This is a genomic window from Calothrix sp. NIES-2098 (assembly GCF_963875125.1).
GTDB lineage: Bacteria > Cyanobacteriota > Cyanobacteriia > Cyanobacteriales > Nostocaceae > Aulosira.
The window spans coordinates 7355928-7370057 of sequence record NZ_CAWNKJ010000001.1 but is presented as its reverse complement, the minus strand read 5'-3'; the positions used below and the strand labels follow the sequence as shown (position 1 = coordinate 7370057).

The 14130-nt window shown below is 41.1% G+C and carries 15 protein-coding genes; 10 read left to right on the top strand and 5 right to left on the bottom strand.

Annotated features, from left to right (window positions below; all coding sequences use genetic code 11):
- Positions 1–111: 111 nt before the first annotated feature.
- Both mraY and AACU33_RS31020 read right to left on the bottom strand, forming a co-directional pair.
- Entirely contained in the window at positions 112–1209 is a 1098-nt protein-coding gene (gene mraY, locus AACU33_RS31025; protein ID WP_096594133.1) for a phospho-N-acetylmuramoyl-pentapeptide-transferase, read from the bottom strand.
- A gap of 80 nt (positions 1210–1289) precedes the next feature.
- On the bottom strand, positions 1290–1529 hold the full coding sequence (locus AACU33_RS31020; RefSeq protein ID WP_096594132.1) for a DUF3134 domain-containing protein: 240 nt from the start codon (positions 1527–1529) through the stop codon (positions 1290–1292).
- A gap of 243 nt (positions 1530–1772) precedes the next feature.
- On the opposite strand from AACU33_RS31020, the gene AACU33_RS31015 reads away from it, so the two are divergent.
- The 5 genes from AACU33_RS31015 (at position 1773) to mdh (ending at position 5376) form a co-directional block, all read left to right on the top strand.
- On the top strand, positions 1773–2357 hold the full coding sequence (locus AACU33_RS31015) for a PAP/fibrillin family protein (protein WP_096594131.1): 585 nt from the start codon (positions 1773–1775) through the stop codon (positions 2355–2357).
- Between the two features lie 323 nt (positions 2358–2680).
- Complete coding sequence (locus AACU33_RS31010) at positions 2681–2893, top strand: photosystem I reaction center subunit IV (RefSeq protein WP_096594130.1); 213 nt, start codon at positions 2681–2683, stop codon at positions 2891–2893.
- Between the two features lie 153 nt (positions 2894–3046).
- Positions 3047–3889, top strand: a complete 843-nt coding sequence (locus tag AACU33_RS31005; protein ID WP_096594129.1) for a DNA-formamidopyrimidine glycosylase — start codon at positions 3047–3049, stop codon at positions 3887–3889.
- 110 nt (positions 3890–3999) lie between these two features.
- Positions 4000–4215: an NAD(P)H-quinone oxidoreductase subunit O gene (locus tag AACU33_RS31000; RefSeq protein ID WP_096594128.1), complete on the top strand. Its 216-nt coding sequence runs from the start codon at positions 4000–4002 to the stop codon at positions 4213–4215.
- Between the two features lie 180 nt (positions 4216–4395).
- Positions 4396–5376, top strand: coding sequence for a malate dehydrogenase (gene mdh / locus AACU33_RS30995; RefSeq protein ID WP_096594127.1), 981 nt, complete (start codon positions 4396–4398; stop codon positions 5374–5376).
- Between the two features lie 190 nt (positions 5377–5566).
- Here the strand turns inward: mdh and AACU33_RS30990 are convergent, their stop codons facing one another.
- Both AACU33_RS30990 and AACU33_RS30985 read right to left on the bottom strand, forming a co-directional pair.
- The gene (locus AACU33_RS30990) at positions 5567–5950 is read right to left on the bottom strand and encodes a translation initiation factor (RefSeq protein WP_096594126.1); all 384 of its coding nucleotides are present in this window, start codon (positions 5948–5950) and stop codon (positions 5567–5569) included.
- A 93-nt stretch (positions 5951–6043) separates the two neighbouring features.
- Entirely contained in the window at positions 6044–6535 is a 492-nt protein-coding gene (locus AACU33_RS30985; RefSeq protein WP_096594125.1) for a hypothetical protein, read from the bottom strand.
- A gap of 458 nt (positions 6536–6993) precedes the next feature.
- Here AACU33_RS30985 and AACU33_RS30980 point away from each other — a divergent pair, with 458 nt between their 5' ends.
- From AACU33_RS30980 to AACU33_RS30960, 5 genes are all read left to right on the top strand, one after another.
- Entirely contained in the window at positions 6994–7671 is a 678-nt protein-coding gene (locus tag AACU33_RS30980; RefSeq protein ID WP_096594124.1) for a hypothetical protein, read from the top strand.
- A 64-nt stretch (positions 7672–7735) separates the two neighbouring features.
- Entirely contained in the window at positions 7736–9601 is a 1866-nt protein-coding gene (locus tag AACU33_RS30975; protein ID WP_096594123.1) for a P-loop NTPase fold protein, read from the top strand.
- Positions 9601–11121 (top strand): DUF1802 family protein, encoded by a 1521-nt coding sequence (locus tag AACU33_RS30970; protein WP_096594122.1) that lies wholly within the window; start codon positions 9601–9603, stop codon positions 11119–11121. The genes AACU33_RS30975 and AACU33_RS30970 overlap by 1 nt, the downstream gene beginning before the upstream one ends.
- 31 nt (positions 11122–11152) lie before the next feature.
- Entirely contained in the window at positions 11153–11296 is a 144-nt protein-coding gene (locus AACU33_RS30965; RefSeq protein WP_339376389.1) for a hypothetical protein, read from the top strand.
- A 195-nt stretch (positions 11297–11491) separates the two neighbouring features.
- Positions 11492–12307 carry a hypothetical protein gene (locus AACU33_RS30960; protein WP_096594121.1) on the top strand — a complete coding sequence of 272 codons (816 nt, stop codon included), beginning with the start codon at positions 11492–11494 and terminating at the stop codon, positions 12305–12307.
- Between the two features lie 220 nt (positions 12308–12527).
- Here AACU33_RS30960 and AACU33_RS30955 read toward each other — a convergent pair whose 3' ends face one another.
- Positions 12528–14114 carry a glucose-6-phosphate isomerase gene (locus AACU33_RS30955; RefSeq protein ID WP_096594120.1) on the bottom strand — a complete coding sequence of 529 codons (1587 nt, stop codon included), beginning with the start codon at positions 14112–14114 and terminating at the stop codon, positions 12528–12530.
- Between the last annotated feature and the right edge of the window lie 16 nt (positions 14115–14130).

Genomic DNA, 14130 nt, shown 5'->3' with positions numbered 1-14130 from the left:
ATTCATCGCCATATGGTTTTATAAACATAAAAAACAACCCCCAAACTTGTGGGGGTTGACAATCGAGATTTAACTATTTTTTCAAAATGCTTTTTTTCAAATCGTAGAGAATTAACTGATTGCCATACAAATGGTTGCCAAAATTGCAGCGATTATATAAAACACGGAAACCACTTGCAATTCAGACCAACCAGTAAGTTCTAGGTGATGGTGTAAGGGTGCCATTTTCAACAAGCGCTTACCTTTACCATCGGGGCCTTTGGTGGCTTTGTAATAACTTACTTGCGCCATCACAGATAGGGTTTCTACGAAGAAGATACCGCTGAGAATGAACAGGATTACTAAACTGTTAGTTAGCAGCGCTACAGCCGCTAGAGCGCCCCCCAGAGCCAAGGAACCAGTGTCTCCCATGAAAACACGCGCTGGGTTGCGATTGTGGGCTAAGAAACCTAAACAAGCGCCACTTAAAGCAGCACAGAAAATCATCAATCCTACTGAGGTGGGTGCAACTACAGCACCAAGGGCTAAAAGAGCGATCGCTACGGTTCCCCCTGCCAAACCGTCAATACCATCAGTCAGATTAGTTGCATTACTCTCCGCGACTAGGGCAAAGCCAGCTAGAGGCCAGAAGAGAAATCCTAAGGGAATGGAAGTACCTAGCAAAGGTAAAGCAATACTTGTGATGCCAGCAGGTTGATTAAACATCAGCCACAGACAAAATATTGCTGCAAAACCAATTTGCAAAGCTAGTTTTGTGCGGGGCGATATACCCTTATTTGACTTACGACGGAGAATTTGCCAATCGTCTAACCAGCCAATAAAGCCATAACTTAGTGTCAATGCGGAAACTGCTAGTACTTCTTTGGCAAAATTAGACAATATGCAGGCAAGTATCACAGCTACTGGTATAAAAAATATACCGCCCATAGTAGGTGTACCTGCTTTTTTCAGATGGGCTTGGGGGCCATCTTCGCGGATTATTTGCCCAGTTTTGAGTGCCTGTAGCAGCGGAATCGCCCAGAAACCTAGGGCCGCTGAACTTAGCGCAGACAACAATAGTGGCAGGGTCAGAGACATACCCTGCCAAGGCAACCTATTACTGATAGAATCCAAAACCAATGCAGCCCCGCCTAGCCCGATAGCCAAACACGAAGCAATACCGATTCCAGAAAAGTTTAACCCTTGGTCAGGAGATAATTTAGCGTCCACGGAATTTTCCCTTCACTCCACACTTACAAAACTGAACATATAGTGACGATATATGCCACAACGTTCCCAGCCATAACAGGCTAATCTTCGGCAATAGCTATATCATCGTCGTCATCAAGGTCATAATCACCGATACCATCATCTCCACCAAGAAACTCTGATATTTCTTCTTCGTCTTCAAGAAAATCAGGTTCGTGAAAGTCACGCGCAATAATTCTACCGCTAGTTTGTAACCAATCTAAAACAGAAGTCTCTTGTTTTAAGGGAATAACACCAGCTCGCTGGTTGCGGGGTTCTTCACGTAATGGAGAATTCAACATATCGGTCAAGAAACGAGGAAGTTCAAGTAACTAGACAATAAGAGTCTATCACTGGATATGAGTTAATTTAGTTATTAATTCAACTCAATAGTTGAACAATCCGCAATCTGACAAAAGACATTTATTTAATTACCTTATGGCAGATGCCAGGATATTATTAATGTTCTAGTTAGGCTCTATACATTTGACATTTATATATGTTTGATGCTGATTTCATCCTGATGATTTTTGAGGTGATAGGCGATGATTGGAAAAGCGGCTCTCTTAGATGCGATCGCCGGAACTAATCGCGGTTTACTGGCTAACGAGCAACAGAAACAAGCTATATTAGCAGCGATCGCCACTTTAGAAGACCTCAACCCCACACCACTTCCTGTAGAGGCTCCTGATTTGCTTAATGGTAATTGGCGATTAATATATACCACAAGCAAAGCTCTATTAAATCTGGATCGATTACCTTTTTGCAAACTGGGACAAATTTATCAGTATATTCGCGTAGAAAATACTAGCGTTTACAATATAGCCGAGATATATGGCTTACCTTATTTAGAAGGATTGGTCAGTGTTGCTGCCAAATTTGAGCCAGTCTCAGGTCGTCGTGTCCTAGTCAAATTTAATCGAAGTATCATCGGTTGGCAACGGTTATTAGGTTACAATTCTCCAGAAAATTTGATCCAACAAATTGAGGCTGGTGACAAATTAATGGCAATTGATACTGCGATTAACAGTGATAGACAACCAGGATGGTTAGATATCACTTATTTAGATAACGATCTCAGGATTGGTAGAGGGAACGAGGGTAGTGTGTTTGTACTGAATAAAGTATGAGGTTTTCTTGAAGTGTTATCTGCGAACGACACGAAATTAAACGATCGCCAGACTTTTGTCAAGAAGGTTTACATACTATTTTAAGTTGTGAACATTTAGCTGGGAAGTGGGAGTGCGGGGATCGCTGGATTGGTGCATGGGACAGGGAGAATTGATCGTTGGTGCATGGAGGATAAGAAGACGCAAAGAAATGACTACAGACTCTTGACCCTCGAAAACCTAGAAAAATAACTTAACAAAGCTTCTGGCTGCGTCCTTCAGGTTGTAGAGTGAAATCAATTAGCCGTATATATTGGCAATTGATAACTAAAAGGGAAAAAATCATGGTTCAACGTGGTTCTAAAGTACGTATTCTCCGCCCGGAATCCTACTGGTATCAAGATGTAGGAACCGTGGCTTCTATTGACCAAAGCGGTATCAAGTATTCAGTGATTGTCCGGTTTGATAAGGTAAATTACTCAGGCATCAACACCAACAACTTTGCCGAATCAGAATTACAAGAGATTTCAGCTCCAGCAGCGAAAGCTAAAAAGTAAGCAAGTAAGCTATAAGGGGCTTTTTTAATGGGATGATAGAGAGGAGTTTCCAAGTCACAAGCCAATCATTGGAACTTTGGAGGAAATTTACTACCTCCTAACTCTCTAATCCTCTATCCCCAAAACAGCAAATTGCTTGCTTAATCAGCTTAAATGCCTGAACTGCCTGAAGTTGAAACAGTCCGCAGGGGTCTCAATCAGTTGACCCTAAATCAAGAAATTACGGGTGGAGATGTTTTGCTCGATCGCACCATCGCCTACCCGTTTTCTGTTGGCGAATTTATTCATGGAATTAAAGGAAGCGCGATCGCCACTTGGTATCGTCGTGGTAAGTATCTCCTAGCTGAATTATCTCCCTCTCCCACCGCTGGCTATTTGGGAGTGCATCTACGAATGACAGGTCAACTCTTGTGGCTGCATAAAGACGAACCACTACACAAACACACGCGGGTCAGATTATTCTTTGGGGAGCAACAGGAATTGCGCTTCGTCGATCAGCGTACATTTGGTCAAATGTGGTGGGTTCCCTCAAATGTTGCTGTCGAAAGTGTCATCACTGGTTTGGCAAAACTCGCAGTCGATCCGTTTTCACCAGAATTTACAGTTGAGTATTTAGCGCAAAAGCTACAAAATCGTCGCCGTCCGATCAAGACTGCTTTACTAGATCAATCAGTCGTGGCAGGATTGGGTAATATTTATGCTGATGAAGCACTTTTTAAGAGTGGAATATTACCAGAAACCCTATGTACAGATTTGCAGCGAGAGCAAATCAAGCTTTTACGGTCTGCCATCATTCAAGTATTAGAAGCCAGTATTGAGGTTGGTGGTACAACTTTTAGTAATTTCCTCAATGTAAAAGGTATTAATGGTAACTATGGTGGTGTAGCATTAGTATACAATCGTGCAGGTGAACCCTGCCGAGTTTGTGGTAATTTGATACAACGTACTAGGTTAGCGGGGCGTTCGAGTCACTTTTGCCCTGAATGTCAACATTAGTTAAGTTAAGCGTTGACATAAAAATATACCAATGCCAGCTATAGGCCTTTATGTATTGGCGCGAGCTAAGATCCTGTATAAAAGGATCTGCAAAATAGAGAGGGAAACTCATGCCAGTCAAAAGAGGTGATATGGTTCGCGCTGTCCGCGAAAAGTTGGAAAACAGCTTAGAAGCAAAAGCTAGCGATTCTCGCTTTCCTGGGTACTTGTTTGATAGCAAAGGCGAAATTGTTGATGTCAAAGGTGATTACGCCCTAGTGAAGTTTGGCAAAGTACCCACACCTAACATTTGGTTACGTCTAGATCAACTAGAAGAATTTAAATAATTCAACGCCCTCAGACTAAAGTGCAGTCTGGGGCAAGAGAAACCTAGTAGTCAGGACTTGAGTCCTTTGTTTTAAAGCACTAAAGTGCTTACTACCAAATAATTTATCAAACAAACCACTAACCTATCGTTTAGGTAGGTAGTGGAATACTATCTCCGACTATATTAGTCGCACCTATATATGTCTTCTTATCCTGAATCTCCGGCTCTATGCCATTTACCCCGTGTCACTGTTATTGGTGCAGGTAGAGTTGGTAGTACCCTAGCTCAACGAATTGCTGAGAAAAACCTAGCAGATGTAGTTTTATTAGATATTGTCCAGGGAATGCCTCAAGGCTTGGCACTGGATTTGATGGAAGCCAGAGGAATTGAAATACATAATCGTCAGATTATTGGCACTAACGACTATGTTGATACTTCGGGTTCGGAAATTGTGGTGATTACCGCAGGAATTCCTCGCAAACCAGGGATGAGTAGAGATGATTTACTCAAAACCAATGCCAAGATTGTAGTGGAAGCCGCCAAAAATGCGATCGCTCATTCTCCAAATGCGATTTTGATTGTCGTCACCAATCCCTTGGATGTGATGACTTATTTGGCTTGGCAAGCAACTGGTTTACCACGCGATCGCGTCATGGGTATGGCTGGTGTTTTAGACTCAGCCCGCTTTGAAACCTTCATCGCTCTGGAATTAGGAGTTTTACCCGCCGATGTTAAGGCGATGGTGTTGGGTAGTCACGGCGATTTAATGGTTCCCTTGCCTCGTTATGCTAACGTCAACGGCATTCCGATTACAGAATTATTGGATGCAGCCACCATTGAACGCTTAGTAGAAAGAACCCGTAACGGTGGTGCCGAAATTGTAGAATTGATGCAAACGGGTGGTGCTTTTTTTGCCCCCGCCTCCGCTACCTGCATGATGGTAGAATCGATTCTGCTCAATCAATCGCGTTTATTGCCTGTAGCGGCTTATCTTCAAGGTGAATACGGTTTAAACGATATCTTCATCGGCGTTCCCTGTCGGTTGAGTTGTGGCGGAATTGAGAGTGTATTGGAATTAAATATCACTGATGAAGAAAGGGCAGCTTTGCATACTTCTGCTCAATCAGTGCGTCGAAATATTGATAGAGCGCAGGAAATCCTGTCTACTGTCACGGTTTAATTTTGTTTTTTGTAGAGTCAAACACTTCCGTGCGGAGTTCCCTCCGTTGAGGAAAGTGTCCGTAGCGCAAAGAAGAAAAATTAAAGCACTCAAAGTAAAAGGCAGTAGGATTGAATGCTACTGCCTTGAGTACTATCTACCAAGTTATTCTTTTGTCACCAATTACCAACGCAGCAAAATCTAGTTTGCTTTAGCGGCGGTATTCGTCATCAGCGGGATCGCCGTAGGGGTCTTCGCTAGCTGGGCGGATATCACCAAATTCCTGGTCGGCTGGGTCGCCATAAGGGTCTTGGCTGGCGGGGATGGCGTTACCGTAAAAGCCTTGGTCGGCTGGGTCGCCGTAAGGGTCTTGACTGGCGGGAATGGCGTTACCGTAAAAGCCTTGGTCTGCTGGGTCGCCGTAAGGGTCTTGGCTGGCGGGGATGGCATTACCGTAAACATCCTGGTCGGCTGGATCGCCGTAAGGGTCTTCGCTAGCTGGACGTACATCGCGATCGCGGTATTCTTCGTTAACTCGATCGTCGTTCCTTCCTAAGAACAAATCCTTCGCCTTGCGGAAAAAATCATCTACCATGATCTATCTCCTTTGTGAATATTGTGGTTTCACGTGCGCGACAGGCGTTATCCTCTGGGAAGTCGCTTTGATTGACACACACGTTTGACTTATCTAAAGTGCTGGGGCTTCAGTTGCAGAGATGCCACTTAGATCCCTACCTGTAGAGCGCCCGTTATAGCCTTGATAGTCGCGGTATCTTTGCGCTTCAGATTCAGGAACTCGAATTCCCTCTGATGGTGGAGTTACCCAATGAGCGCGGTGTTGAGCATCGCGGTAGTATACACGCCCGTTTTTAGAAAGGTAGTACTTGCCCTGCGCACCTTCTTGTGGAGCATTCTTGTGCTGGTTGTAGAGATAGTAAAGTGCTGCGGCTCCTGCCAAAATCGCTACTTTCTGCCCACCACTCAATCCTTTCTTAGCTTGGGGTTGGTTTGTGGCGTTGCGATCGCTTACTGTTCTACCAACTGTGTCATCAACTGGTGGTGGTACATTAGCAGTTCGGGAACCTCCACAGCTAGTCAGCACGGGTACTATTAGCAAGGCTGACAGACAAACCGCCAGCAACCGCGAAACCCATTTACGCTCTCCGTATGTTGTGTTCATCGTTTTTTATTACCTGCATTTGCTAAAAGCCGTGCTGTTGCAAAAGCAGAATTTGAATTGCAAGTATTTTTCCTAACTTTGAAAAAATCTTGGTAGCTCATTCACAACAGCACAAGTAAAGCGTTTCACTGTAATAGTGATGCAGTTTCGCAAGTATTCCATCCCGCCTTTGAAAGAAACTGTATTCATCCCTAGGAAATATGTTGTGAATTAAGCAAGTACTTTTGTCTTGTTTTTGGCAGGTTATAGCGATCGCTATTCTTTCGTTCACAGAGATGCATTACTTTGTTTATTTTAAAACTAAGTATTGTTACTTAATAAAAATGAAGTACCCCTTTATAGTTAAAAAATACAGAGATTGTTGGGAATTTTTAAGGAAATTTTTGATACTTTCTCAGTAGGCAATGTAAAAAACATAAACCTATGATAGTGAGAAGAAGTTAAATAGGCTACATAAAATGGGTGTAAAACAGAATAATTTACAGGCTGCGAATCAAACTAAAACTCGTCTGCTATTGGCTCTGTGGGATTTGGGAGGAACGCAGCAAGAAGTAACAAAAGGGCTACTGGCTAAGAGAATTGTACCTAAGGGCAAGAAAGTAGCAGATTATCAAATCATATTTGAGGAATTGCAGAAGCAAGGAGCGATCGCAATCTCCAAGAAGGGATACTCTTTAGCCTCTCCTAAGGGTTTAGAGGTATTGGGTGAAGGTTTGAAAGATAGCGATTTTAAGTTTGAAGGGACGATTGTTGGTACTTGGGCGGCTAATGCTTTGGTGCGGTGGATTAATCAGATAGATGTTGCAGTAGCTAGTACATCTGCATTAGTTAATGGGAAGAGTGCAAAGAATGCGATCGCATCTTACGAAGAGTTCAAGCCAGTAGCGTTGGAAGTCTACGACAAGCTGAACCGAGACTACAACTTAGATGATCTGGTGCCAATTTACAGAATAAGGAGAGAAATAGGAGATCGTGTCAGCCGTACAGAATTTAGTCAGTGGTTATTGGAAATGCAGGAGAAGGATATTTTACAGCTTCAAGGTGGGAGTTTGCCAGATAACGACCCAGTAAAACTTGAAGACTCCGTAACTACTGAAGTCAGTGGGCTGCGTTGCTATGCCAAACGTTTAAACTAGTCCAACAATTTTTGTAATTTTAGCTAATTCTCTACTAGCCCTCATACACAACTAGTTCAAATCTATGTCTAACGATTTAATTAACGCCATCAAGAACCATAATCCATTTAATGGACGCTTAGTAGTTAAAGATCATAATGTTTGGGGGCAAAGTTTTCCAGATGAACCATCTTTAAATGCTCATGCTTCTGATGCTGTTTATGAGGCAATTGAGGAAGTTCGTAGTGGAAAACCAAAAGTCATTGGTATTACGATGACGGCAGAAAGAGGGTTAGGTAAAAGCCATGTTATCAGCCGAATTCGCCATCGCCTACAAGTTGATGGTAGCGCTTTATTCGTTTATATGAGTCAATGCAATAACTTAAATCGGATTAAAGCAGAATTCTTAACAACTCTAGCAAATAGTCTTAAGCAGATAGGTAGTCAAAATGTTAGTCAGTGGCAAGAATTAGCAACAGCTTTAATTAATGAAGCTTTCAAGAAAAACTATACACCTCAACAGCTAGTCAATCAATTCCCTGGTGCATTAGCTAAAAATCCCAAGGTAGTTGAAGTTTTGCGAGATAAAGTGCTTGGTATTAAGTCTGATATTCAAAATCCAGATATTATCACGGCCATTTTGTGGACACTTTCTCCTGATCCAGCTTACGAACTATTTGCTATTCGATGGCTTGCTGGTGGTAATCTGCCACAGACAAAAGCTGATGCAATGGGTTTAGCTAATGTGAGTGCAGATGACCAAGAAGCTGAATCTTTCAATACAGTACGTCAAATTCTTGACCTCATTAGTGATTATAAACCGATAGTGGTTTGTTTTGATGAAATGGAAAGCGACCACTGTAATGAAATAGGATACACTGCAAGACAAGTTACAGCTATCTTAGCCAAAGACTTATCTGACAAGATTAAACGAGGTGTTTTGTTAACATCTATATTTCCAGATCATTGGATTTATGAGGTTAAAAAACTATCAAACGCTGATTCAGTTGTAGATAGAATAGCTGAACAATTAATTGAATTAAAATATCTTCATTCAGATGATATTGTTACGTTAGTATCTCGTTGGTTGGAAGAATTTTACCAAGAAAATAGAGTAACCCCACCTTATCCAACTTATCCATTCCCTGAAGATCAGCTTAAAGCATTGGGCAAGGAAAAACCAATTGTCAGGAAAGTTTTAAAATGGTGTGCCGAAAATTTTAAATCTGGCTCTGTAAAACCAGATGAACATCCAGTAGAACTTGCTTATAATCAACAATTAGCTGTTTTAGAAACTACTATCCAAGATTACATGGAGGATAAAGCGACTCTTGCTCAAGCACTACGATTAGGATTTAGTACTCTCAAAGGAGAAGTTATAGAAAATGTACAAATTTTAGATATAGTTGATGTTCAAGTGAAAGCTGTCGATAGAGGCTACCTTGATTTTAAAATTCTTGGCAAAGAAAAAGGTAAAGATGTCAAAATTGTCGTAGCTGTTCTGCAAGAGTCTGGAGGCTTGTTTGTGCAAGCTACATTAAAAAGACTAATCGAATATCAAAAGTTTGATTGTACTCGTGGGTGCTTAGTTCGCTCCAAGCAAATTAATAAAGGTGCTGCTAAAGCGCAAGAATATTTAACTAAACTATTATCTCAAGATCTAGGTGGAGAATGGGTCTTATTAAAAGCAGAAGATATTAAGCCACTTTTAGCAGTTCATTTTGTCATGAAAAGTCGTGAAAATGATGAGCTAAGTGAAGAGCAAATAATCGATTTTATTCGCAAAAAGCGGATAGCAATAGATAACTATCTCATTCGCGAAATTCTGAGCGATCCCTCAGGACAATTTCCTCAAGATGCGATTAATGAAGAAGTGGAAAGCAGCAATGTAGCTCTAACAGTTGTTGAAAATGCTGTAAGTGTTAGTACAGATGAATTATTTCAGGGATAATGATTAATACTGCTTTACGTTTGCCAGCATCAGAAATTGAGGCATTGTTGCAAGGTAGAATAATTGCAGCAATGCCAAATAAATTTATTACTCCAGGACGAGAATTTGCCCTTTATCCAGCAGATGCGTCAATTAATGTACTACCCGTTGAGCATTACTATTGCTCAAGTTTTTTACCTATTGCTCAAAGTGCATTTACAGAGCTAAATAGCCAGGGTGTTTTAATACAGCCTCAGCAAATGAGCTTACTTCCTGATAAGGAACAGTTGCATTTACCTCTGATAGCTTATGAGACAGTATTAATTAAAACCTGGGCTAGATGTGAACTTTGCCAAATCTTAGATAAACCTGAATTATTACCTTCTATATCGCAACTAACAATTTGGACAACCGAAGCTTTACAAGAAATACTCAGACAAAGGAAAAATATTTTTCTAGCATATCTGCGAGTATATAGATTATCTAATCCAATTGAAATACCAATAAAATCAAACAACCACTTTGTTGCATTAGCACAGCCTATTAATATTACTGAATCATCACCAGTATTAAGCGATCGCATCTTCGCCCAACGCAAACGTAAGTTAGAAAAATTAGAACCACCACTGCATCCTGAATTGGAAGAATTGCAGAGTCAGCTAACACAACTATGTAACATCAACCTATCTGCCCAACAACTAAATTATGACATTAGTAAATTTCTAGGTTGGAGTAGCGACAATACAGCAATTCTCATAGATTCAGACTTAGTTTGGATTGAGAAAATTGCGGAAATTGGAAATTCTAGCGACGGTCATCAATTTGAAAAACTAGTACGTCGAGGATTACTAAAATTGGGTTTTACGGGTTCAGGACTTAACCCAAACTCAACAGGTGGAGCCGGAGGTATGGATTTTTATGCTGAAGCACCTTACCCAATAGTTGGAGAATGTAAAGCAACTAAAACTGAAAAAGTATCTGATGGTACACCTGCACAGTTACTAAAAATAGGTATGAACCATCTAGGTAAAACTCAGTACGATAACTCTCTTAAATTAATTGTAGCGGCTGGAGAACTTAATTTTTACGCTTTGAGAACAGCTACGGAGAATCAAATGAATGTAATTAGTCCCGAAACTCTACAAAATCTAGTTGAACTACAAGCACAATATAAAAATTCTATCGACTTGTTAGACTTGAAGAAGTGTTTACAACAAGCTCCTTTCGGTTTAGCTGATGATAAAGTTACCAACTATATAGAAAAAATTAAAAATAATATTAATTTGCGATCGCAGATCATCAAAACAGTAAAAGAACTTTCTGAGCAAGATAACGAAAGTTCACAAGCTACGCATCAGTGTTTTACAGTGACAGAAATTCGCACTCATTACAATGCAAAGCACAACCCGAAGCACACTGATGAGACAGTAAGAGAGTTAGTTATTGAACTTTCTTCTCCATTAACAGGCTATCTAGGACGGGAAAGGGGAAGTGATTGGAAAAGCGATCGCTTCTACTACCTACGCGACTTACCCCTTTAATTCTCTTCCCTTCGCACCCTTCGTGTACTTCGTGGTTCGTTTCAAAAGTGCGATCGCTTTTACTACCCAACTTACCCTTTGTCTATTCTTACCTTGGCGTACTTGGCGGTTCGTTTTAAAAATGCGATCGCTTTTATCTCAATGTCAATATCTCAACCTGATAATTCACTACTAAATTTATTTCCAGACATATAGATATGAAAACAAGTTTTCATGCCAAAGAAGTGCGATCGCTTTTACTACTTATCTAACTTTCCTTTGTGTTCTCTACACCTAGTTTAAAAAATGCGATCGCCCCATTACCCCGCATCCTGTATTGCCATAAGTCCTGATAAACTAACCAGACTCACACCACTTCAACAATTCACTTATGGCTAAAAAATTAGCATTTCTCACCATACACGGTATGGGAGAAACAGATAAAGAGTATTACCAAATACTCAAACAATCTCTTGAAAAACCTTTAGGTAAAGATATTTGGGCTAAAGTTCACTTTGAGCCAATTTCCTATCAATCAGATCTGCAAGAGTACCAATATAGCGTTTGGGAAAAAATGCGTCAAAATGCCCCTTTATCCTGGCAAGATTTGCGAAAATTTATGTTGTTTGGTTTTAGCGATGCATCTGCATTAGAACACCGTGCAACAGATGATGGTAGTGTTTACAAAAAAATTCAAAAATCTATTATTTGTTCTTTAAAAATTGCTAGAGCAGAATTTTCAAATAATGATGTACCTATCATCATTTTAGCTCATTCTTTAGGTTGCCAAGTTATCTCAAATTATCTTTGGGATACTCAAAAAAATAAAGGTATTTGGCAGGTGGGTAGTCCAGATTATCCAGAATTCCAGCCAGAACAAGAAGATTTTCTGAAATTAAAATCTCTACGATATATCTTTACTACTGGCTGTAATATTCCCTTATTTGTAGCAGGATTTGCAGAAATTGTTGCAATCCCTAAGCCTAATCCGCATTTTAAATGGTTTAACTACTACGACAAAGATGATGTTTTAGGATGGCCATTAAAACCTTTATCACCTTCTTATGACTTAGTAGTAGAGAAAGATATAGAAATTGATTCAGGTAATCTTTGGCAATCGTGGAATCCTCAAAGCCATGATGGTTATTGGGCTGATGAAGACTTTATTGCACATTTATCTGAGATAATTAAGAGTTTCAATGTATAGCTAATTCCGTTGAGGAAATTCAATTTTTTTATCGCGCAGAGCCGCAGAGTCGCAAAGAAGAATAGGAAAGTTTGCTTAAAAATATGGAAACTGCTGCACAAGAGTTAAGCATCCAAAAAATAGAAGTTTGAGCTTCAATTCTGAGGATGCTTAATCATAAAAAATTGTTGCATTGGCAACAATATGGATAGGATTCCGATTGATGTTGTAGATGTATCCGTCAGCCGACAGAAACTTTTAAACTGCTAGGTTGTCCAAGATTACCATGCAACACCACACCTCGCTGATTGGCGTAAAGGTGACGCAGAATTATGTAAATTGCTTCTATTTGTTCGGTTGCGCCTGCTTTCTCGGCAATTTCTTCTAAAGAAAGGGGAGATTTTTCCTTTTGCAGTACTTCTAGAACGCGTTTTTGTAAGTCCAGAATAGCGGCGGCGGCTTTTTTACCAGCTTCTACCCCTGGTTGATGGTAAGCGTTAATGTTGACCAAGCTAGCATACAAGCCAACAGCACGCTCATATAAAGCAATTAACGCCCCGACAGTACGAGAATTAACTTGGGGAATAGTGACTGTAATTGAATCGCGGTGATTTTCGTAAAGTGCTTGGCGAGTTCCTTGGAGAAAACCAGAGAGATAATCGCCTGATGTTACGCCAGGATCGATTTCTGGAGATGGACTTTTACGATCTTCTAAAACTTCGATTAAGGTAGCAAAGAAATTGGGTACACCTTCGCGCAACTGTTGTACGTAGGCGTGTTGATCTGTTGAGCCTTTGTTACCGTAAACGGCGATACCTTGGTAAACGGTGTTACCATCTAAATCTTTTTCTTTGCCCAAGGATTCCATTACCAGCTGTTGCAAATAGCGGCTGAACAAAAGCAGGCTGTCCTTGTAGGGAAGCACAACCATGTCTTTTTCACCCTTGCCATTGCCAGAATAGTACCAAGATAAGGCAAGTAGCGCTGCTGGGTTATTTTTTATGTCAGCAATACGGGTGGCGTCATCCATTTCTTTGGCACCCTCTAGCATGGCACGAATATCAATGCCTTGTAGTGCCGCAGGTACTAAGCCAACAGCAGACATTTCTGAGGTGCGTCCCCCAACCCAGTCATACATGGGGAACCTCGCCAGCCAACCTTCAGCCTTTGCCACTTTATCTAGATTGCTATCCACGCTAGTAATAGCTACCGCATATTGGGCAAATTCCAAATTTTGCCCAGCGTAGGCTTTTTTGACTTCAATCATGCCATTGCGCGGTTCAGGTGTGCCCCCAGATTTCGAGATTACCAAAACTAAAGTGCTGGCAAGGCTATTTCGCAATTGCGTGAGAATGCGATCTATCCCCGTCGGATCGGTATTGTCGATAAAGTGAATTTTTAGAGGTGGGAAATCAGGGGAGAGGGCTTCAGCGACAAATTCGGGGCCGAGGGCAGAACCACCAATACCAATAGAGATTATATCGGTGAAGCGATTGGCTCTGGGAGGATGAATCGCACCTGTTTGAATTTTCTCCGCAAAGGCTTCGATTTGTTCTAAAGTTTGGACAATTTCTTGCGTGAGTTCTGGAGTAGGTGCTAAATCAGGGTTTCGCAGCCAGTAATGTCCAACCATGCGATTTTCGTCCGGATTGGCGATCGCACCTTTTTCGAGTGCTACCATATCCGCAAACGCCTTATCAAACTTCGGCCGCAACGACTCCACAAAGGTATCGTCAAACCGCATTCGACTTACATCTAAGTACAGTCCCAATCCCTCGTGGAAATATAACCAATCTTGGTATCGTTGCCAAAGTGCCCTAGCATCCATAGGGAAATCTCAAGTA